The following is an 18,808-nucleotide window of genomic DNA, read 5'->3' as shown; positions in this document are numbered from 1 at the left end:
CATAAGCTCAAAGGAGACGAATTAGACATGAATATTGATCTGCATACCCACGGTAAATTATCTAAGAAATCGACCTTTTCCCCTGAATATTTTGCTGAAATGATGTTTGAGGCGAAAGCGAATGGATTACAGGCAGTAGCTTTGACCGAGCACTTTAACACTTCTAATTTCTTTGCGATGTATGAGATCCTGGACCAGACTTATCCTTATAACGGACATTATTATGATGTAAACGGACTTAAACTGTTTCCAGGTATGGAGGTGGATATCGCGGAGACAGGTCATATCCTGCTGATCGGTCTTAAGGAGAATGTTCTAGCAGTTCGCGCTTTACTGGATGAGCATACGCAGGAGGGGGATTTTATTCCTTTCAAGGATCTGCTGGACATGGCTGACGAACATAACCTTTGGAAAATCGGAGCTCATCCTTTCCGTACTTCTACGCCTTTACATCAACTGGACCCGGAGCTGCTTCGGAGATTAGATGCTTTTGATTTCAATGCAAAGGATATTTACATGCAGGGGGCAGAGACTTATAAGAACCTGATCACACCATTTGCTGAAAAGCTTGGTGTACCTGTGATTGCCGGTAGTGATAGTCATCAATGTCTGCAATATGGGAGTGTTCTGAATCGGTTGAATATTACCTGCTCGACGGTTGAGGAATTGAAAGAAACCATTAAGCAAGGCAACTACGAAATTGAGCTTTCGCCTTGTCTTCACACCAAAGTGAAAGCTTCGGTCATGATGAAGAAACTTTTGAAGCAGCTCATTGGTGAAGCACCTTCCAGAGATGATGCAGAGGTTGGTAACCTGGTCTAGCCGATTTCAAACATTCCTGTTATACTTTTTTCGTGAATGTAATCGGAGGTGGTACTGTGCTAATGCTGGTTTGCCCATTAGCTAGAAGTTCCTCACGCAAAGCCTAAATTAGGGCGATACTTTGCGTGAGGTGCGATAGGATGGATGATCGCCCAAACTAAATATTATCGTTTCTAATGATGGGCTTTGCACCTTATGAAATTTCAAAATATAAGGGGCTGAAGAGCAATGAATACACCGTTTATTAGAAACCATCAATATAATTTTATTAAAAAACAAACAGACTTCCTTCTAAAAACACTGCGAACTGTAGCGGATCGAAGAGTCTTGGAGACGGTAAGATATCGTTCATCGTTGAATGTAGTAGAAGCTTTTTCAACACTAAGTGATAGTCAGCAACAGTTGCTGCAACAAATATCTGCCTTTGAGACTGCATACGATTTTCAGAAGTATCTTAGTGGATTAGAGCCTTATTTAGAACCTTTTCCACAGATTACACCGAAACAGATTCAGAAGTTATTCCCTAAGAATAAGAAGCTGAAGGTACCTGATTTATTAGCAATCGACTTTCGATATATGACATATTTGAGCTGGATAGATATTGCTACCAATAAACTATTTATTGTATATCCGTTCGAAGGGCAGTTTATCGGTATTGAGGGTAGAATGACACCAATGAACAAGAAGGGGTATTGCCTGTTCTGTAATCGGCAGCAGCAGCTCGCCTTCTTTACGGTCAAGACCAGGCTTGCAAAATCTTCGCCGGATGATTACTCCTCCATTGGCCAATATATTTGCATAGAGAGCCAAGAATGTAATCATAGGATTACGGATACAGCGGCGTTAGAGAGATTCATTCTCTCCACTCGTGCATAATGTTAGGATTAGCAAAGGCTGCTTTTGTAGGTAGCTTCAGACTATAGAGCAATAGGGTTTTGAAACGAATGATTTCCGTTTCGAAACCCTATTTGCTGTTCGTTCAATTCTGAATTAATTATTTTGAATATTGTTGAAATAGAAACAAAAAAATAATGTGATATAATATTGTTAATGTAAGAGTGGGTAGGAGGACAGGTCATGAACAAAGAAGATCAGATCCTAACGGGTGTCAGGGACCTATATAATAAGATGGTTTGGCTTAACAAAGATAAGATGGAAGAAAGTCTTAAGGGTTATACATCTTCCGAAGTACATTGTATTGAATACATTGAAAAAAATGTAGATTCCAACGTTACAAAACTTGCGGAGTCCTTTTTTATGACTCGCGGTGCTATAAGTAAATTAACTAAGAAACTCATAGAAAAAGGCCTGATCGAAAGCTACCAGAAGTCGGATAACAAAAAAGAAATCTATTTTAGGCTTACTGAGCAAGGAAAAGTAATTTATAAAATCCATGAGAACCTTCACAAAGAGTTTCAAGAGCGGGATAAAGCCGTCTTTGCGCAGATAACCGAGGAACAATTTGATAGTATGCTTAGTTTCGTGGAAAAGTATAGTAGTCATTTGGATGCGGAAATAAAGAAACAGGGTAAAGATATTAAATCGGAATAAAATTTTAATAATGAAAATGAAACCACATGCAGTCGGGCTCTATGGAGAACGGCTGCATTTTTATTGTTATTATTTTGTTGACAAGGAAACAAAATGGCGATACGATAAACATGTTTCCTAGGAATCAAAATAGTAACTTTAAGGAGTGAACATAAATGTCCATATTTAAATCACACAATGAACAGAACACAGGACAATCCGTAGATAAACACGCATTAATATTCGGTCTTATCTCTGTGTTTCTTTGCGGAATAGGCTTTAGTATCATAATGCCTGTCGTCCCATTCTTAGTGCAGCCTTATACAAGGAGTCCTGGAGAACAAGCAGTAGTTGTTACGATGCTGACCTCGGTATATGCAGTCTGTGTATTTTTTGCAGCCCCCGTACTTGGAGCTTTGAGCGACAAATATGGCCGGCGTCCATTACTCTTAGTATGCCTGTTGGGTTCCGCCGTCGGGTACTTGGTTTTTGGCATAGGAGGGGCTCTATGGGTACTATTTGCTGGACGTATAATCGAAGGGATAACAGGCGGGAGCATAAGCACGATCTTTGCATATTTTGCAGACATTATTCCTTCGCAGCAGAGAACCAAATACTTCGGATGGGTAAGTGCAGTTGTAGGTGTAGGCACCGTCATTGGCCCAACGATAGGCGGATTACTTGCTAAGTTTGGTTATTCTGTTCCCTTGTATTTTGGAGCAATCATAACTTTATTGAATGTTGTTTATGGATTCTTTTTTATGCCAGAGAGCCTTGCCAAGAAGAATAGACTGAAGGAGATTACCTTTGTAAGACTGAATCCATTCTCACAGCTTGCAAACTTACTTTCCATGAAAAACTTAAATAGGCTGCTAGTCTCAGCGTTTTTACTCTGGATTCCTAACGGATCTTTACAGGCAGTATTTTCTCAATTTACGATGGATACTTTCAGCTGGAAGCCTGCACTAATCGGTCTTATGTTTTCGATTATGGGTCTCCAAGACATCATTTCACAAGGTTTGATCATGCCAAAGCTGTTGAAGAAACTTAGTGATAAACGTATAGCAATTCTTGGAATGGCTTCAGAAATTATCGGTTACAGTTTTATTGCGTTATCTGCGTTGTTCTCATTCTATCCTCTTTTTATCGCTGGAATGTTTATATTTGGCTTTGGGGATTCGATCTTTGGGCCTTCATTTAACGGGATGCTTTCCAAGTCTGTCGATTCTAGTGAACAAGGTAGGATTCAAGGAGGTAGCCAATCTATTCAGGCTTTAGCAAGAATGATTGGGCCTATCATTGGAGGTCAGATTTATGTATCACTAGGCCATGCCGCACCCGCATTTATGGGGATGATCCTTATAGCAGCAGCCATACTCGTTTTGTATAAGCGTCCGGATGTAATTATGTAAACTACCTACGTTTAAGAACATATAAAAATAGGGTTTCAGAACTCTGGGACAAGTTCTGAAACCCTATTTGTCATAGTTATTGTTTGTTTTTGGAATCTTTATTGATAACCCGTGCAGGACGAGTTACCCAGTTCGTACGATTCATCGGTTTAACTGTATCAATTCTGGCATTTGACGGTTCACTTGAAGCTTCAGTCGCTTCTGTTTCAGTAGATGTTGTAACTTCTTGATCCACGCTTTTTTTTCTTGATAGTCCTGTTCCATCATGCTTGCCTCGGTTCCATACTCTTCCCTTACTCATACATACACTCCATTTCTATACGCTTATTCATAAACCATATCATATTAGGACAAGTTAAGGAAGAAAGACATAAGCACAAATTGAAGGATTTTTCAAGTTATATTGGTTACTGGAGATTTCATTTGGCGATAGCTATAATAGTACTGATATTGAAAGGAGAGTACTTATATTATGGCAATCAAGATCATAACAGATAGCGGTTCTGACCTACCCCTTGACTACATGGAGAAGTATAATGTTTCCGTGGTCCATCTACCGGTTCATTTTGGGCATGAGTTAATGCCTGCGGATACGGATACGAAAACCTTTTATGCTAAAATGAGTGAATCCAAGGAGCTACCTACTACGGCAAGTCCAAGTCCAAACCAATTCCTTGAGACATTCAGGCAAGTAGAGGAAGGTACTGACATTATGGTCATTTGTATGTCCTCTAATATTAGTAGCACTTATCAGACGGCTATGATCGCTATGGAAATGTACCAAGAAGAAGGACACACCAATGCGATAGAGGTTATAGATTCCAAGACCTTTTCTGGCGGGTTGTCGCTGATCGTGGGCCTTGCGGCGAAGTGGTCACAGACTTGTTCAAGTCTGCAGGAACTGAAGGACAAGGTGCTTCAGCAAATGGATGAAGTTCGCGCATATTTTACACTGGATACACTTGAGAATGTAATGAAGGGCGGACGTCTAAGCCGGATATCAGGAGCGGTTGCTTCCGTGCTAAATATCAAACTACTGCTTAAAATCAGCGAAGAGGGTACTGTTGAGGTAGTGGAGAAGACCCGGGGTCTTCCAAAGGCATTAAACCGGCTGCTTGCGCATTTGGATGAGAAGCAGCATGACTACGAGAAGGCTGTTATCGCTATAGTACACAGTAACTGTGAGAAGCTTGCACTTGAGATTAAAGAACGCATCTTACAAAAGCACCCGTTCAAAGAAGTTTTACTCTCAAGTATGGGACCTGTAATGGGAACCTATGCGGGTGAAGGTGGAATTGGTGTTGCTTTTTAATAGGACTCCGAGGGCGTTTATATTTGCCAGCAGGTGTTCAGATTTCTGGAATTATACGATCGTACATGGGACGAGTTCCTGTGTGCGATTTTTATTTAAATATAAGAATTTGATGGATGTAATAATTTAGCTATTCTTTAGATTGCGTTTAGGTGGGTTTAATAATCGAAGATTATAGTTAGATGGGGTGATTACTGTGTATACAATTCTAATCGCAGATGATGAAGCAGAAATTGTGGAATTGTTGAGATTATATTTAGAGAAAGAGTACAACATTGTGGAAGCGAACAGTGGGACTGAAGCGTTAATGCAAGTGCAGAACCAAAAAATTGATTTAGCGATTCTTGATATTATGATGCCTGGTCTAGATGGACTGCAATTATTGAAGAAAATTCGTGAGTTCCATCATTTCCCGGTGTTGTTTTTATCTGCAAAAAGCGAACATTACGACAAAATACTGGGACTTGAACTCGGTGCCGACGATTATATTTCTAAACCGTTTAATCCATTGGAAATTGTAGCTCGCGCAGGAGCTTTACTGCGGCGGGTACATCATTTTGACGCACAGATTATTGAAGAAAAGGCAGCTGAACAAATTGTGTTGGGAGAATTGAGGCTGGATCAAAGCCAGTGTCTGCTCTATCGTTCAGGAGAACCCGTCGTTCTTACTTCTACTGAGTACAAAATTCTGGAATTAATGATGAAACAACCGGGTCGGGTCTTTACACGAAAAAAAATATATGAGGCGGTATGGGAAGATTTCTATGTGTACGAAGATAATAGTATCATGGTACATATCAGTAATATCCGGGAAAAGATCGAGGAAGACTCCAAAAAGCCGGTTTATTTAAAGACTATTAGAGGGCTGGGATACAAAATTGAAGCGCCTATGGAGCAATAGAGATCAACGACCTTTACAATCATCGCTGACGCTGGATTTTTTGTTATTCATCTGCATTTTGTTTTTTCTTGTGATTGTTTATTATTTGTTCATTAACCTTGATGTGACCCATATGTTCGAAAAAAATAAAATCGCTGATCCTGATTTGAAGGTTGAAGCGAGTGCCTATCGAGATAATCTGGAGCATGGGATAGAAACCAAACGGCTTCTGCGTAGCGGTGGGTGGATTGAGATCTTGGGTCAAGACAAGAAGGTCATCGACGTAGTTGGTGAGAAGAAAGACGATGTAACACAATATACCGACAACCAGCTCTTAAATAACCTGGAAAACGGAGAAGATCAGGCGTACTTCTACTCGTTGACTACACGTAATAATGAGAATGAATCAGAGTGGCTGCTTTTGAAAATCCCTAGAGAAGTTATCGACATTTCAATTAATAGTGATCCATTAGTTGAATACTTCAACCACTCGCTTTCATACTATGTTTTTTTAGGAGTTGGAATGGTTCTCTTGCTTATTATCGTGTACAGCTATTGGGTGGCACGAAGAATCAGGAAGCCGCTGCGTATTATTACGCTTGGTTTGAAGCAGATGATTGAAGGAAATTATGATACTCGTATCTCGCTATATGCAGAGAAAGAATTTTCCCAAATTGGGGAGACTTTTAATTATATGGCGGACGTAATTGAGAAGACAACGAAAGAAAAACGTCAAGCAGAAGAAAGTAAGAAACGCATGATGGTTGATCTTTCTCATGATCTGAAGACACCCATTACGAGTATACAGGGGTTTGCACAGGCGTTGGTTGAAGGTCGTGGTGAGGACGAAGAACGCCAGAAACGTTATTTAACCTATATCTATAATAAATCCTCGCAAGTGACCAAGCTGATTCAAAATATGGTGGAGCTACTTAAAATAGATTCCCCAGATTTTTTACTACGAATGGAGCGTCATGAATTGGGCGAGTTTATTCGTGAAATCGTTGCAGACTCCTATGGTGAGATTGAACAAAAGAACTTCATCCTGCAGCTGAATGTTCCTGAACAGGAAGTGTTCGCAAACTTCGATGCGGAGCTACTCTCGAGTGTAGTTCATAATTTGATCTCCAATGCTTTGACCTATAATCCGCCAGGCACTCATCTGCGAGTGGAGGTTATCCCCTCGGAGAGCGAGGTTACCATTGAAATTGCAGATACCGGAGTAGGCATTCCTGAAGAGCTTTGGTCAACGCTTTTTGATCCGTTTGTTCGAGGAGATAAAGCGCGGTCAACTACAGGCGGAACGGGTCTTGGTTTATCCATTGCTATGAAAAATACAGAGAAGATGGGTGGAACGCTTCATCTCAGTCGCGGAAAGAAGGAACCAACGGTATTTACCATACGTATTCCCAAATAACGAGATGAAAGACACCCGAAAATAGAAGATAGGAGAGAACTATGGCTAAACTGAACACATTTATTCGAGTTTGTATAGCGATCCTTTTGGTGTTAGGCATCGTATTTTTAGGCTCACAAGTTAATTTTATTTTCAGTCCAATCTTGTCTTTGTTTAATGTTATTATCGTGCCCTTAATGTTGGCAGGATTTTTCTATTATTTACTCCGACCTCTAATCAATACTTTGGAGAGATATAAACTAAATCGCTCTGTTGCGATCATCATCGTATATGTGGTCATTGCATTGCTCTTGTTTGGTTTTAGTATTGGAGTATGGCCTTCACTTCGAACACAGCTAATTAATTTTGTCGATAATATGCCAAATCTGATCGCAGCCGTGAATCAGCAGTTATTGAGGCTCGAGGACAGTGGATTCTTGGCTTCTATTATCCCAGCAGATATGGATCTTGCTTCCCAATTGACTGAATATTTGAATAAAGGATTTAATCTGATTTCGAACTACGTAACGGGACTATTCTCCTTTGTTTCAAATTTCGCGATTATTTTATTTACCTTTCCTATTATGTTGTTTTACATGCTTAAGGAAGGTGGGAAATTTGGTCGTAAGATTGTAAGTTTCTTTCCAAAGAAGTATCGTGGAGAAGGGACTACAATGATGAGTGAAATTGACAGTGCGTTAAGTGGATTCATTGTTGGTCGGGTATTAGTCAATCTGGCACTTGGTGTTCTGATGTATATTGGTTTCCTTATTATTGGACTACAGTATGCATTGTTGTTGACAGTGATTGCTGTTGTGATGAATTTTGTACCTTTCATTGGTGCAATTCTCTCCAGTATCCCAATTTTCATTATCGGATTCATCCAATCGCCGTCCATTGCAGTATGGTCCATCATCATCGTTCTTGTAGCGCAGCAAATTCAGGATAATCTGATTGCTCCCTACATTTTTGGGAAAAAGCTTGATATTCATCCGCTGACAACGATCATCTTAGTGTTGGTTGGTGGAGATATAGGCGGGATTATTGCGATATTGCTGATTATTCCATTGTATATGATTGTGAAAATCCTCTTGACCAAAGTGTATAATTTGTTTGTTAAGAACCACAGGGCAGAGTCAGAGGTAGAAGTAGAGGTAGAGGAGAGCCTTTAATATCTCTTAAATTAGCAAATATGGAGGTTGTTTATATGAATGAAGGAACGGAGCAAGGATTAATTCATATCTCAGATGATGTAGTCACATCGATCGTTGGACAGGTGGTTCTGGAAACGCCAGGTATTGCCGGGATGTCAGGAAGTAATATTTCGGACAACTGGGCCAAACGTTTGGGCGGTAAAAATGTGAAAAAAGGATTGTCTGTAGAAGTGAAGGAAGTAGACGTTGCCATCGACCTGCGGGTTATTGTTAATTACGGATGTGTGATTCAAGAGGTCTGTTATATGCTGCAAAAAAATGTGCGTAATGCTGTGGAGAATATGATGGGCTTGTCCCTTGTTTCGGTAAATGTGAAAGTTGAGAAGGTAGCCCTTCCAGTATAAGGATATCTCTCAAATAGGCACCGTGATATAGGCTTCTGCATAGAATGGAGCAAATCCATTTACGGAGGTCAGAGCATCCATGTCGACATATAACACTGGGCAAGAGCAGAATGTGATTTATCAGGCCGATCCTACGGTGATCCGGCACCTGCACGGTGTCCGTGATTCCTTGCATCAATCTTGCAAGCCCTACCTAAACCATAGGGTGAATGTACAGACTTTAGATGGCTTAGTGCATGAAGGCACTATTGCCGGAGTAGATAATAAACATTTGTATTTGAACGTTGCAGTAAATGGGCAAATGCCGCGCGGATATTATAACCCTTACCAACCGTATCATCCGGGTCCGGGTCATGGTCATGGTCCGTATCCCGGCCCGGGTCCTTACCCAGGTCCTCCTAATAATAATGTGATCTTGCCGCTTGTGTTGTTCGAACTGCTGGCTATTTCTTTACTCTAAAGTTGAATTCTATTGAATAAGGGCATGTACTGGTTTTGCGATCGTACGTTGACGCGACTAGTCATGTTCTTTTTTTGTGTAATTGATGTGTACTCTTGATATAATTGTTGTAATACTGGAGGTGTCATATGATTAAATATCCGATTTTGAACAAGAATGCGACAATAGGGGTAACAGCACCTTCATCTGGAGTAGGCGCTCAAAATGCAGAGTTAATTAAGCTTACTTCAAGCCGTTTGGAGTCTAAAGGATTTAATATGATTTGTGGGGATACGGTATGGACGCAAGAGAAAGCCAAATCCGCACCGGCCAAAGTTCGTGCTCAGGAATTTAACGAGATGATGAGCGCTGAGCAAATTGATATCCTTATTCCGCCTTGGGGCGGGGAGCTGTTAATTGAGGTTCTTGAGTTTATTGATTTTGATACCATGAAGGACAAATGGATCTTAGGTTATTCAGATATTAGCGTGCTGTTGCTTGCAGTTACTTTAAGAACAGGGATTGCCACGGCCCACGGGACTAACCTTGTTGATTTAAGAGGAGAGTATTCAGATGATACCACAGCCATGTGGGAAGCGGTTCTAGAGACGAAAGCAGGGGATTCTATTGTCCAGCATTCATCGCTTAAATATCAGGGGGAATGGCAACATGATGCTCCTACGCCTTATGTATTTCACTTGACAGAAGATACCCGTTGGAAGACAGTATCCTCTGGTCCTGTAACTATGAAAGGGCGTCTGCTAGGGGGATGTATAGATGTAATTAGGCATCTGATTGGCACACCATTTGGCAATCTGCGGCATTTCCAAGAACAAATGATTAACAATGAACCGATCCTATGGTATTTGGAAAACTGCGAACTGAATACGGTTGATGTACGTAGGTCATTAGTTCAGATGAAGCTAGCAGGTTGGTTTGAGAATTGTTCTGGCATTATGTTTGGCAGAAGTCCTGCTAATCGACCAGTAGAGAACTACACGGCCGAAGACATCTACGCAGAGCTTTCTGAGGAACTCCAGGTACCTATTGTGTATGATATCGATTGTGGTCATATTCCACCGCAAATTACGCTTATTAACGGTGCGTATGCTGAAGTTGATGTGACGGACGGAGTAGGAACGGTAAAGCAATTTTTCTATGAATAAATGCATACAAAAAAAAGGGACAACCATTTGGGTTGTCCCTTTTACTATTAGTTCTGTGTATTTACAATTGCAGTGATTTCCTCATCCAGGTCTAGCCTTACATCTTCGCGGTATGCACGAATGCCATATTCGCTAAGCATGTAACGTAGAATCGCCTCGATCATGTTGGACTCAACTAAATATTGACTACGTCCCTGTACCCAAACCTCAGCAGAGTATCCGGTATCTTCGTCCCAGCTCAGTTCTACTTGAACATCTTCAGGGCGAACCGCTTTACGTTCAGCCATGTGTAGGCAGAGGGCATTGATGATCTCATCCATGCTTAGAACCATTGTTGACATTAGTAACGCCCACCTTGATCTTCTAAGCGACGACGTTCTTTTCTGCGACGGAAGAAGGACATCACGAGCATTACGAGCACATAGATAGCAAGCATATTAATGACGAATCCTAGAATGTTACCGAAGGCACCCATACCGGCGAACATTCCGCCGAACAGTAACCCAGCCAAACCACCGATCATCATACCTTTCATTAAGCCACCACCGCTGAAGAATCCCCGTTTCGTATTCGCAGTAGATCCTGCTGTGGAGCTTTTAGTGCTATCGCTTTTTCTTACGTTATCGGTTGTTGATTTTTTTGGAGTTGTTGAATAGCTGCGAGTGCCGGATTTAAATCCGCCACCACCTCGCTTCGCATCCACAAAGTTCGGGGTAGCTACGGCGAAAAATAGAGTAAAGGCCATTACAATCATCATTACGCGTTTCATTGGTTTCATTTAGTACGAAAACCCTCCTGTGAGTATGAATTTGTGTGCATGTTCAGTATTACGCAGCTAGTCCTACTAGGTTTCAATTTTTATTTAAAATATAAGAAAGTATATGCTTGTCATAATTTATACTTTTTTAATCAGAAAAAAAGCGTGGATCCAGGATCCACGCAATTAGCAGATAGAAGGTAGTTACTTAAATCATTTATACCCATCAACGACAAGCTCAAGCGCTCCGGTAGCCGGATCGATGATCATGCCATGCACTGGTACATTTGGGGGTAGTAATGGATGCTTATTGATCAGATTCACAGTTTGGGATACCCCTTCTTGGATATTGTCAAACCCGCGTAACCACTTGGTAAGCTTGATCCCGGAATTCTCCAGCGTGTTTAGCACCTCTTCGGATACTCCGCGTTCTTTTATGGAATTGATCATATGATCTGCATTGAGGGAAGCCATACCGCATTCATAGTGCCCAACAACGATAACTTCCTCCGCGTCAAGTTCATATAACGCAACCATGACACTACGCATAACACTACCAAAAGGCTGAGAAATAACCGCTCCGGCATTTTTGATGATTTTAACATCACCGTTTTTAAAATTCATCGCTTTTGGTAATAGTTCAACCAGACGGGTATCCATACAAGTGATAATCAACATTTTTTTATCTGGATAGCGGCTTGTTAAATACGCTTCATACTCTTTATTCTCTACAAAACTCTTATTAAAGTTAATAATATCGGATACATGGCTCATGGCTATTCTTCCTCCCTAAAATCACTAGAATGTACTTACATTACGCATATCTCTTACCAGTATATTTTTTCCGTAAATCTGTGAATCACTGTCTAGCTTAAAGGAAGAGAATCTTTCCTCGGCATCCAGACGCATCTTGTCCTCATAAAAGATTTCCTGCTGGCGGCTTACGATAAAGGGAAGGGAATCACTTTCAATCCTGGAATCGCCGTCCTCCACTTCTGAAACAATCAGTAATACATTAATTCCGTCACACCCGCAGCCTTCCGTATCATAAAAGAGCTTGAAAAATCCTGGCCGATCTTCAAGCCTTTCCTTCAACTTCCTTTCTGCGAGAGGTGTAACTTGAATCATCATAGCCTGTTCACGCTCCTTTGAATTTTGTGCGAAGCAAGATCTGCTTCTTATGTAACCCATTGAATATTTTAAATTAGAGATGTAATCTCTGAAGTTGATTATACTCATTCAAAAAAGTATCATCAAGAGGAGTCGGCAAAACAGAGAAAGCAGGTGTAATAAAATGGAACAGCAAGTGAAGGAACAGTGGGAGAAATTTAGCGAGTTATTATCAAAAATAAGTGGATATTCAGAGGCCATAGAATTACTTCACTGGGATTTACGCACCGGTGCGCCACGTAAGGGAGTAGAGGTTCGTTCGGGTACGATTGGGATGCTGAGTGGAGAACTGTTCAGACTCGGAATTTCGGAGGAAATGGGAGATTTTACTGCATTTTTTACCCGTCCTGAAATGATTTCCCAGCTATCACATGATCAGAAGAAGATCGTTACCGATTGCCGTAAAGAATATGAGCGCAGCAAGAGCATCCCTTCCAAAAGATTTGAGGAGTACGCTGTCCTGTCCGCACATTCCCAAACCATCTGGGAAGAAGCCAAGGAGAATGATGATTTCGCTACTTTTGAACCTTACTTAAGCAAGATAGTTGCTCTAAAGCAAGAATTTATCGATTATTGGGGTGTAAAAGGAACGCGGTACGATACGCTTCTTGATATGTATGAGCCTGATCTTACGGTAGAAAAAGTGGATGAAGTATTCAGCCGCCTGCGCAGCCGTTTGGTACCATTGGTAGAAGCTATCGCTGCTTCGCCCAATAAACCGGACACAAGCTTCTTACAGCAGATCTTCCCTAAAGAACAGCAGGAAAAGTTCGGCAACTTTATTTTAGAGCAAATGGGCTACGATTTTGACGCAGGTCGTTTAGATGAGAGTGTGCATCCTTTTGCAACAGGATTGAATCCAGGCGACGTTCGTATTACAACCGCTTATCTGCTTGATAATGTGACTAGTGCCATATTCAGCTCACTACATGAAGGTGGACATGCGCTTTATGAGCAAAATATCAGCAAGGATTTTGTTGGAACACCACTGGCACAAGGTGCATCGATGGGGATTCATGAATCTCAGTCGAGACTATGGGAGAACATGATCGGACGCAGCCGGGCTTTCTGGCAACGTTATTACGGGGATCTTCAACAACAATTCCCGGAACAGCTTGCAAATGTGGAGTTGGAAGATTTCTACCGGGCGATCAACAGCGTGGAGAACTCATTTATCCGCATCGAAGCAGATGAGCTTACATACAATCTGCACATTATCGTGCGTTATGAGATCGAGAAGCTTATTTTTAATGAAGGCCTTTCTGTAAAAGACTTGCCTCAAGTATGGAATGCTAAGTATCAAGAGTATCTGGGTATTACTCCGCCTTCTAACGCACTTGGTGTGCTGCAAGATGTCCATTGGTCTGGCGGGGATTTCGGATACTTTGCTTCCTACTCCTTAGGTAATATGTACGCTGCACAGATTCTGAATACACTTCGCAAAGAGTTACCGGAGTTTGATGAGTTAATTGCTGCAGGGAACCTACTACCTATTAAAGAGTGGCTAACCGATAAGATCTATCGTTTCGGCAATAGCTTAACGCCTTCACAAATTATTGAGCAAGTAACGGGGGAACCACTGAGTCCAGATTATTTAGCTGATTATTTAGAAGCGAAGTATACGGAGATTTACAAACTGTAATCCAGTAGGGTACGCGTGGTATAATAGAAAGAAAGCTTAGACGGAAGGATATGGATATGGCAAATACTCACACCTACAGCCGGAGAGAAGAAGTCGCGAATGCGATTACGCACGGGATTGGAACGGTATTAAGCGTGGCTGCACTTGTTCTGCTTGTTGTTTTTGCAAGTCTGAAAGGAACGACATGGCATGTGGTCAGCTTCTCCATCTATGGAACGACAATGCTGCTTCTGTATCTGAATTCAACACTAGTGCATAGTCTCAAAGAGGGTAAGGCGAAGGATTTGTTCGAATTTTTCGATCATTCCGCTATTTATCTGTTTATTGCTGGCACGTATACCCCCTTTTTGTTAGTCGCCATTCGGGGAACGCTTGGATGGAGTTTGTTCGGCGTTATTTGGGGAATCGCAGTGTTCGGCGTTTTCTTCAAGGCATTTTTTGTTAAAAAGTTTCTGTTCATGTCCACCATATTCTACATCGCAATGGGCTGGCTGATTGTAATCGCTTGGAACCCTCTTTCGGCTGTTGTAGCAGACGGAGGAATGATCCTGCTGATGGCTGGAGGTATACTCTATACATTAGGTACTGTTTTTTATGTATGGAGAGGGTTTCCATACCATCATGCGATTTGGCATGTATTTGTCCTTGCGGGTAGTGTCACACACTTCTTCGCCGTATTGATTTATGTACTGCCGATCCAATAATTTCAAGCGTATTTATTGCGTGAAAAAGGGATTTTTAAGAAAGAAAGAGATGACAAGCAAAAATGCTTGACATCTCTCTTTCTTTTAGGTATCATAAGGGACGTTGTGATGGTGTAAAGTGTTTTTCCTTGACGAAGGGAGTGCCCTTAATGAGTCAGGAGAATAGGCTCGAGAAAACGAATCGTATCAATCTGCTTTTTGCCTTTTATGAACGACTGCTTACAGATAAGCAGCAAACGTTTCTTAAATATTATTTTCACGACGATTTTTCCTTGGGAGAGATTGCTGCTGAATTTGAAATCAGCCGCCAAGCCGTTTATGAACATATTAAACGGGCGGAGCAAGTCCTAGAAAATTATGAAGAAAAACTTGGTTTATTAGTGAAGCATGAGAGTCGTACCAAATATTTAGAAGAACTGCGCAGACTGCCGGAGAATGGGATGCTGCCTGAGCAATATAAACTTCGGTTCGCGGAGATCGTGGATCGCTTGCAGAGGTTAGAGTAGCATGAAGGGAGAAACTGCATATGGCGTTTGAAGGTTTAACCGGAAGATTGCAGAATGTGTTCAGCAAGCTGCGCGGTAAAGGTAAAGTATCCGAAGATGACGTAAACGAAGCTATGCGTGAAGTACGGTTGGCCCTTCTGGAAGCCGACGTTAACTTCAAGGTAGTTAAAGAATTCGTGGCTAAGGTGAAAGAAAAGTCTATTGGCACAGAAGTGATGGACAGCTTTACACCTGGGATGGTCATTATCGACATCGTTAACAAGGAACTAACCGAGCTGATGGGCGGAAGCCAAGCGAAGCTGGCCAAGTCGAACAAGCCACCAACTGTCATTATGATGGCGGGTTTACAAGGGGCGGGTAAGACAACCACTTCGGGTAAGCTGGCGAAGCTGTTACAGAAGGGCAATCATCGTCCATTGCTTGTTGCGGCAGATATTTATCGCCCTGCTGCGATCAAACAGCTTCAAGTACTTGGAGAACAAATTAAAGTTCCAGTATTCTCGCTAGGTGATCAGACTAGTCCGGTAGAGATTGCCAGACAAGCTGTACAACATGCGAAGGATAACGGACTTGATTATGTAATTATTGATACTGCAGGCCGCCTGCACATTGATGAAGAATTGATGGAAGAACTGAAGCAGATTCACAACATTGTAAATCCTGATGAAGTTCTGTTAGTAGTAGATGCAATGACTGGTCAAGACGCCGTGAACGTAGCTGAGAGCTTTAATAAGCAGCTTGAGCTTACAGGGGTTGTATTGACGAAGCTTGACGGCGATAGCCGCGGTGGTGCTGCACTATCCGTCAAAGCCGTAACTGGTTGCCCGATCAAATTCGCTGCGCTAGGTGAGAAGATTGACGCATTGGAGCCGTTCCATCCGGAACGTATGGCTTCGCGGATTTTGGGTATGGGTGACATGTTGTCGCTGATTGAGAAAGCTCAAGCGAACATTGACACTGATAAAGCTAAGGAAATGGAACGTAAGATGCGTAATGCAGAATTTACGTTTGATGATTTCCTTGAGCAAATGGATCAGGTGAAGAAGCTTGGCCCGATCGATCAAATTCTTGACATGCTACCTGGCATGAACAAAGCCAAGGGCATTAAGGATTTGAAGGTTGACGACAAGCAAATGGGTCGCGTTGAAGCCATAGTTCATTCTATGACTAAGACGGAAAAGCGTCAGCCCGAGATCATCAACCATAACCGCCGCAAGCGTATTGCTGCTGGTAGCGGAACTTCGGTTGCCGAGGTCAACCGTCTCATAAAGCAATTTGATGAGATGCGTAAGATGATGAAGCAATTCTCAGGCATGATGGGCGGAGGCGGCAAAGCCTCTAAGAAGAATGCGATGAAGCAGCTTAAAGGTCTAGGTGGAAAAGGTATGAAGTTCCCTTTTAAATGATCTTGCTGTTCTAATATCTCGAAACTATTATAAGGAGGTGATTTTTCGTGGCAGTACGTATTCGTCTGAAAAGAATGGGAGCGCATAAAGCGCCTTTCTATCGTGTAGTGGTTTCCGATTCCCGGTCCCCTCGTGACGGTCGTTTTATCGAGGAAATCGGTTATTATAATCCGATTGAACAACCGGCAGTAGTTAAGATCGATGAGGAAAAAGCTCTTAAATGGCTTCAAACAGGTGCGCAAGCATCTGATACAGTACGCAACTTGCTTTCCAAAGCAGGCGTAATGAAGAAGTTTCATGAGCTTAAGCAACAGAAATAATGACTGATTGCGAGGGTCCTCTATGGAAGAATTAGTTGGAGTAATTGCTAAGGCTTTAGTGGATCATCCAGAAGATGTGACGGTACGAGCGGTGGAGAAGGATCACCTAATTGTCTATGAACTGTCCGTACATCCTGATGATGTTGGAAAGGTCATTGGCAAACAAGGAAGGATCGCTAAGGCGCTCCGTACAGTAGTCACATCTGCAGCAGTCAAGAGCGATAAACGCGTAACTGTAGATATTTTATCTTAAATGATGCGTACAATGAGGGGCTAGGGATAGTATATCCCGGCTCCTTTTTGTTCAAATATAGATTAGATGAAGCTTGTAAAGGAGAGGGTTGTATGACAGAAGAGTTAACCGTAGGCAGACTTGTGAATACGCATGGTATTCGCGGGGAGATTAAAGTACTATCCCATACCGATTTCCCTGATGTTCGTTTTGCTGCAGGTAAGAAGCTGCAGGTGATCCCTGCAGATGGCAGTTCTAAATTCGAAGTAACTGTAGAGTCCGCTCGTGAGCACAAGGGTATGTTCATCGTTAAGCTCAAAGGGTATACGAACATCAATGAAGTGGAAAAATATAAAGGAAGCCTCCTGAAGGTTCCGAGTAATGATCTGGTGGATCTCCCTGAGAACGAATACTACTTCCACCAAATCGTCGGTTGTGAGGTATACACGGATGAAGATGAAAACAAACCACTCGGTACGATTACAGAAATCTTACAGCCTGGTGCGAATGACGTATGGGTTGTTAAGCCTGCAAAAGGACAAGACATCCTAATTCCTGTAATCAACGATGTAGTCCTGAATGTGGATATAGAAGCCAAACGAATTGTTGTCCATTTGATGGAAGGGTTATTGCCATGATGAGAATTGATGTGCTTACGCTCTTTCCGGAAATGTGCGAAGGCGTATTCAGCACAAGCATTCTTGGTAAAGCACGTGAAAAAGGAATCGTATCCTTAAATGCTGTGAACTTCCGTGATTTCTCGGGAAATAAGCATAATAGTGTGGATGATACACCGTATGGCGGTGGCGGGGGTATGGTGCTCAAGCCTGATCCGATTTTTAATGCAGTCGAGCATGTGCTTGGTATTACACCGAACGAGGAAGATCACAATCGATCTGATGAAGTGGGCTCTGTGAAGCCGCGTATCATCCTTATGTGCCCACAAGGAAAAACTTACAATCAGAAGATTGCAGAGGAACTGGCGCAAGAGCAGCACCTAATCTTCATATGTGGGCATTATGAGGGATATGATGAGCGGATTCGTGAGCATCTGGTAACTGATGAACTTTCAATGGGTGATTACGTGCTAACAGGTGGAGAGCTGCCTGCGTTGACGGTTATAGATTCCATAGTCCGGCTTCAGCCAGGAGCACTTGGAAATGAAACCTCTGCGATATCTGACTCGTTCAGCACTGGACTGCTAGAATATCCACACTACACACGTCCTGCCGAGTTTCGCGGCTGGAAGGTACCGGATATTTTGCTGAGTGGTCATCATGCTAACATCGACATATGGCGGAGAGAGCAGGCACTGCTGCGCACGTTGGAACGCAGACCGGACCTGCTTGAGACTGCAGAACTTACATTGAAAGACAAAAAGACACTGGAACGTCTAAGGAATGTGGACAAACCGGAGTGATAATTTAATGAAACAGGTATATTTGACGTCTTTTTAACGTATCTTACGTTGAGGAGGCGTTTTTGTTATGTGTACCTGAGAACAAATAAAATAATAGTTTTCAAAATAATATGAGTATTGGTGCGTTAAAAGCTTC

24 protein-coding genes are annotated in these 18,808 nt (G+C 42.1%); 19 read left to right on the top strand and 5 right to left on the bottom strand.

Features of this window, described 5'->3' with window-relative positions; genetic code table 11:
- Positions 1 to 27 precede the first annotated feature (27 nt).
- The 4 genes from MKY99_RS19060 (at position 28) to MKY99_RS19045 (ending at position 3,764) form a co-directional block, all read left to right on the top strand.
- Positions 28 to 822 (top strand): PHP-associated domain-containing protein, encoded by a 795-nt coding sequence (locus MKY99_RS19060; protein WP_339265689.1) that lies wholly within the window; start codon positions 28 to 30, stop codon positions 820 to 822.
- A gap of 228 nt (positions 823 to 1,050) precedes the next feature.
- Positions 1,051 to 1,698 carry a FusB/FusC family EF-G-binding protein gene (locus MKY99_RS19055; RefSeq protein ID WP_339265687.1) on the top strand — a complete coding sequence of 216 codons (648 nt, stop codon included), beginning with the start codon at positions 1,051 to 1,053 and terminating at the stop codon, positions 1,696 to 1,698.
- A 201-nt stretch (positions 1,699 to 1,899) separates the two neighbouring features.
- A complete protein-coding gene (locus tag MKY99_RS19050) occupies positions 1,900 to 2,373 on the top strand; it encodes a MarR family transcriptional regulator (RefSeq protein ID WP_339265685.1) in 474 nt (157 codons plus the stop codon).
- Between the two features lie 155 nt (positions 2,374 to 2,528).
- The gene (locus MKY99_RS19045) at positions 2,529 to 3,764 is read left to right on the top strand and encodes an MFS transporter (protein ID WP_339265683.1); all 1,236 of its coding nucleotides are present in this window, start codon (positions 2,529 to 2,531) and stop codon (positions 3,762 to 3,764) included.
- A gap of 76 nt (positions 3,765 to 3,840) precedes the next feature.
- On the opposite strand, the gene MKY99_RS19040 is transcribed toward MKY99_RS19045, so the two are convergent.
- Positions 3,841 to 4,065 carry a hypothetical protein gene (locus tag MKY99_RS19040; RefSeq protein WP_042189495.1) on the bottom strand — a complete coding sequence of 75 codons (225 nt, stop codon included), beginning with the start codon at positions 4,063 to 4,065 and terminating at the stop codon, positions 3,841 to 3,843.
- A gap of 171 nt (positions 4,066 to 4,236) precedes the next feature.
- Between MKY99_RS19040 and MKY99_RS19035 the strand changes: the two genes are divergently transcribed.
- The 7 genes from MKY99_RS19035 (at position 4,237) to MKY99_RS19005 (ending at position 10,515) form a co-directional block, all read left to right on the top strand.
- Positions 4,237 to 5,076, top strand: coding sequence for a DegV family protein (locus MKY99_RS19035; RefSeq protein WP_042189493.1), 840 nt, complete (start codon positions 4,237 to 4,239; stop codon positions 5,074 to 5,076).
- A 196-nt stretch (positions 5,077 to 5,272) separates the two neighbouring features.
- The gene (locus tag MKY99_RS19030) at positions 5,273 to 5,977 is read left to right on the top strand and encodes a response regulator transcription factor (protein WP_042189491.1); all 705 of its coding nucleotides are present in this window, start codon (positions 5,273 to 5,275) and stop codon (positions 5,975 to 5,977) included.
- A 112-nt stretch (positions 5,978 to 6,089) separates the two neighbouring features.
- A complete protein-coding gene (locus MKY99_RS19025; protein WP_339265680.1) occupies positions 6,090 to 7,373 on the top strand; it encodes a HAMP domain-containing sensor histidine kinase in 1,284 nt (427 codons plus the stop codon).
- Between the two features lie 41 nt (positions 7,374 to 7,414).
- A complete protein-coding gene (locus MKY99_RS19020; RefSeq protein ID WP_042189487.1) occupies positions 7,415 to 8,524 on the top strand; it encodes an AI-2E family transporter in 1,110 nt (369 codons plus the stop codon).
- Positions 8,525 to 8,559: 35 nt separating this feature from the next.
- On the top strand, positions 8,560 to 8,910 hold the full coding sequence (locus tag MKY99_RS19015; protein WP_042129003.1) for an Asp23/Gls24 family envelope stress response protein: 351 nt from the start codon (positions 8,560 to 8,562) through the stop codon (positions 8,908 to 8,910).
- A gap of 79 nt (positions 8,911 to 8,989) precedes the next feature.
- Complete coding sequence (locus tag MKY99_RS19010; RefSeq protein WP_076299258.1) at positions 8,990 to 9,370, top strand: hypothetical protein; 381 nt, start codon at positions 8,990 to 8,992, stop codon at positions 9,368 to 9,370.
- A 128-nt stretch (positions 9,371 to 9,498) separates the two neighbouring features.
- Entirely contained in the window at positions 9,499 to 10,515 is a 1,017-nt protein-coding gene (locus MKY99_RS19005) for a S66 peptidase family protein (RefSeq protein ID WP_339265676.1), read from the top strand.
- Between the two features lie 47 nt (positions 10,516 to 10,562).
- Here MKY99_RS19005 and MKY99_RS19000 read toward each other — a convergent pair whose 3' ends face one another.
- From MKY99_RS19000 to MKY99_RS18985, 4 genes are all read right to left on the bottom strand, one after another.
- Positions 10,563 to 10,847, bottom strand: a complete 285-nt coding sequence (locus tag MKY99_RS19000) for a YxcD family protein (protein ID WP_076299354.1) — start codon at positions 10,845 to 10,847, stop codon at positions 10,563 to 10,565.
- An 8-nt stretch (positions 10,848 to 10,855) separates the two neighbouring features.
- Positions 10,856 to 11,284 (bottom strand): membrane protein, encoded by a 429-nt coding sequence (locus MKY99_RS18995; RefSeq protein ID WP_042194151.1) that lies wholly within the window; start codon positions 11,282 to 11,284, stop codon positions 10,856 to 10,858.
- A 201-nt stretch (positions 11,285 to 11,485) separates the two neighbouring features.
- A complete protein-coding gene (locus tag MKY99_RS18990; protein WP_042189481.1) occupies positions 11,486 to 12,046 on the bottom strand; it encodes a carbonic anhydrase in 561 nt (186 codons plus the stop codon).
- A gap of 24 nt (positions 12,047 to 12,070) precedes the next feature.
- Entirely contained in the window at positions 12,071 to 12,403 is a 333-nt protein-coding gene (locus tag MKY99_RS18985; RefSeq protein ID WP_339265675.1) for an iron-sulfur cluster biosynthesis family protein, read from the bottom strand.
- Between the two features lie 163 nt (positions 12,404 to 12,566).
- Between MKY99_RS18985 and MKY99_RS18980 the strand changes: the two genes are divergently transcribed.
- The 8 genes from MKY99_RS18980 (at position 12,567) to trmD (ending at position 18,672) form a co-directional block, all read left to right on the top strand.
- Positions 12,567 to 14,084: a carboxypeptidase M32 gene (locus MKY99_RS18980; RefSeq protein ID WP_339265674.1), complete on the top strand. Its 1,518-nt coding sequence runs from the start codon at positions 12,567 to 12,569 to the stop codon at positions 14,082 to 14,084.
- Between the two features lie 56 nt (positions 14,085 to 14,140).
- Entirely contained in the window at positions 14,141 to 14,788 is a 648-nt protein-coding gene (locus MKY99_RS18975) for a hemolysin III family protein (protein ID WP_042189474.1), read from the top strand.
- Positions 14,789 to 14,937: 149 nt separating this feature from the next.
- A complete protein-coding gene (ylxM, locus tag MKY99_RS18970) occupies positions 14,938 to 15,294 on the top strand; it encodes a YlxM family DNA-binding protein (protein ID WP_036688609.1) in 357 nt (118 codons plus the stop codon).
- A gap of 20 nt (positions 15,295 to 15,314) precedes the next feature.
- Complete coding sequence (ffh, locus tag MKY99_RS18965) at positions 15,315 to 16,700, top strand: signal recognition particle protein (protein WP_042189471.1); 1,386 nt, start codon at positions 15,315 to 15,317, stop codon at positions 16,698 to 16,700.
- Between the two features lie 47 nt (positions 16,701 to 16,747).
- Complete coding sequence (rpsP, locus tag MKY99_RS18960; protein WP_036688604.1) at positions 16,748 to 17,020, top strand: 30S ribosomal protein S16; 273 nt, start codon at positions 16,748 to 16,750, stop codon at positions 17,018 to 17,020.
- Between the two features lie 22 nt (positions 17,021 to 17,042).
- Complete coding sequence (locus tag MKY99_RS18955; RefSeq protein ID WP_042128982.1) at positions 17,043 to 17,273, top strand: KH domain-containing protein; 231 nt, start codon at positions 17,043 to 17,045, stop codon at positions 17,271 to 17,273.
- A gap of 92 nt (positions 17,274 to 17,365) precedes the next feature.
- The gene (gene rimM / locus MKY99_RS18950) at positions 17,366 to 17,890 is read left to right on the top strand and encodes a ribosome maturation factor RimM (RefSeq protein WP_076299254.1); all 525 of its coding nucleotides are present in this window, start codon (positions 17,366 to 17,368) and stop codon (positions 17,888 to 17,890) included.
- Entirely contained in the window at positions 17,890 to 18,672 is a 783-nt protein-coding gene (trmD, locus tag MKY99_RS18945) for a tRNA (guanosine(37)-N1)-methyltransferase TrmD (protein WP_042194150.1), read from the top strand. The genes rimM and trmD overlap by 1 nt, the downstream gene beginning before the upstream one ends.
- Positions 18,673 to 18,808 lie beyond the last annotated feature (136 nt).

It is taken from the genome of Paenibacillus sp. FSL R5-0470 (genome assembly GCF_037975205.1).
In the GTDB taxonomy this organism is placed as follows: Bacteria; Bacillota; Bacilli; order Paenibacillales; family Paenibacillaceae; genus Paenibacillus_AQ.
Note: the sequence above shows the minus strand (reverse complement) of the source record. Positions and strands in the feature narration are given on the sequence as shown.

What these genes read in the sequence shown, in the direction of transcription:
- MKY99_RS18975 (WP_042189474.1), top strand. Translation starts at nt 14,141, where the DNA reads ATGGCAAATACTCACACCTACAGCCGGAGAGAAGAAGTCGCGAATGCG.
- MKY99_RS19025 (WP_339265680.1), top strand. Translation starts at nt 6,090, where the DNA reads ATGTTCGAAAAAAATAAAATCGCTGATCCTGATTTGAAGGTTGAAGCG.
- ffh (WP_042189471.1), top strand. Translation starts at nt 15,315, where the DNA reads ATGGCGTTTGAAGGTTTAACCGGAAGATTGCAGAATGTGTTCAGCAAG.
- MKY99_RS18990 (WP_042189481.1), bottom strand. Translation starts at nt 12,046, where the DNA reads ATGAGCCATGTATCCGATATTATTAACTTTAATAAGAGTTTTGTAGAG.
- MKY99_RS19015 (WP_042129003.1), top strand. Translation starts at nt 8,560, where the DNA reads ATGAATGAAGGAACGGAGCAAGGATTAATTCATATCTCAGATGATGTA.
- MKY99_RS19050 (WP_339265685.1), top strand. Translation starts at nt 1,900, where the DNA reads ATGAACAAAGAAGATCAGATCCTAACGGGTGTCAGGGACCTATATAAT.
- MKY99_RS18955 (WP_042128982.1), top strand. Translation starts at nt 17,043, where the DNA reads ATGGAAGAATTAGTTGGAGTAATTGCTAAGGCTTTAGTGGATCATCCA.
- MKY99_RS19040 (WP_042189495.1), bottom strand. Translation starts at nt 4,065, where the DNA reads ATGAGTAAGGGAAGAGTATGGAACCGAGGCAAGCATGATGGAACAGGA.
- MKY99_RS19010 (WP_076299258.1), top strand. Translation starts at nt 8,990, where the DNA reads ATGTCGACATATAACACTGGGCAAGAGCAGAATGTGATTTATCAGGCC.
- MKY99_RS18980 (WP_339265674.1), top strand. Translation starts at nt 12,567, where the DNA reads ATGGAACAGCAAGTGAAGGAACAGTGGGAGAAATTTAGCGAGTTATTA.
- MKY99_RS19055 (WP_339265687.1), top strand. Translation starts at nt 1,051, where the DNA reads ATGAATACACCGTTTATTAGAAACCATCAATATAATTTTATTAAAAAA.
- MKY99_RS19045 (WP_339265683.1), top strand. Translation starts at nt 2,529, where the DNA reads ATGTCCATATTTAAATCACACAATGAACAGAACACAGGACAATCCGTA.
- MKY99_RS18995 (WP_042194151.1), bottom strand. Translation starts at nt 11,284, where the DNA reads ATGAAACGCGTAATGATGATTGTAATGGCCTTTACTCTATTTTTCGCC.
- MKY99_RS19060 (WP_339265689.1), top strand. Translation starts at nt 28, where the DNA reads ATGAATATTGATCTGCATACCCACGGTAAATTATCTAAGAAATCGACC.
- MKY99_RS18985 (WP_339265675.1), bottom strand. Translation starts at nt 12,403, where the DNA reads ATGATGATTCAAGTTACACCTCTCGCAGAAAGGAAGTTGAAGGAAAGG.
- MKY99_RS19005 (WP_339265676.1), top strand. Translation starts at nt 9,499, where the DNA reads ATGATTAAATATCCGATTTTGAACAAGAATGCGACAATAGGGGTAACA.
- MKY99_RS19020 (WP_042189487.1), top strand. Translation starts at nt 7,415, where the DNA reads ATGGCTAAACTGAACACATTTATTCGAGTTTGTATAGCGATCCTTTTG.
- trmD (WP_042194150.1), top strand. Translation starts at nt 17,890, where the DNA reads ATGAGAATTGATGTGCTTACGCTCTTTCCGGAAATGTGCGAAGGCGTA.
- MKY99_RS19035 (WP_042189493.1), top strand. Translation starts at nt 4,237, where the DNA reads ATGGCAATCAAGATCATAACAGATAGCGGTTCTGACCTACCCCTTGAC.
- ylxM (WP_036688609.1), top strand. Translation starts at nt 14,938, where the DNA reads ATGAGTCAGGAGAATAGGCTCGAGAAAACGAATCGTATCAATCTGCTT.
- rimM (WP_076299254.1), top strand. Translation starts at nt 17,366, where the DNA reads ATGACAGAAGAGTTAACCGTAGGCAGACTTGTGAATACGCATGGTATT.
- MKY99_RS19000 (WP_076299354.1), bottom strand. Translation starts at nt 10,847, where the DNA reads ATGGTTCTAAGCATGGATGAGATCATCAATGCCCTCTGCCTACACATG.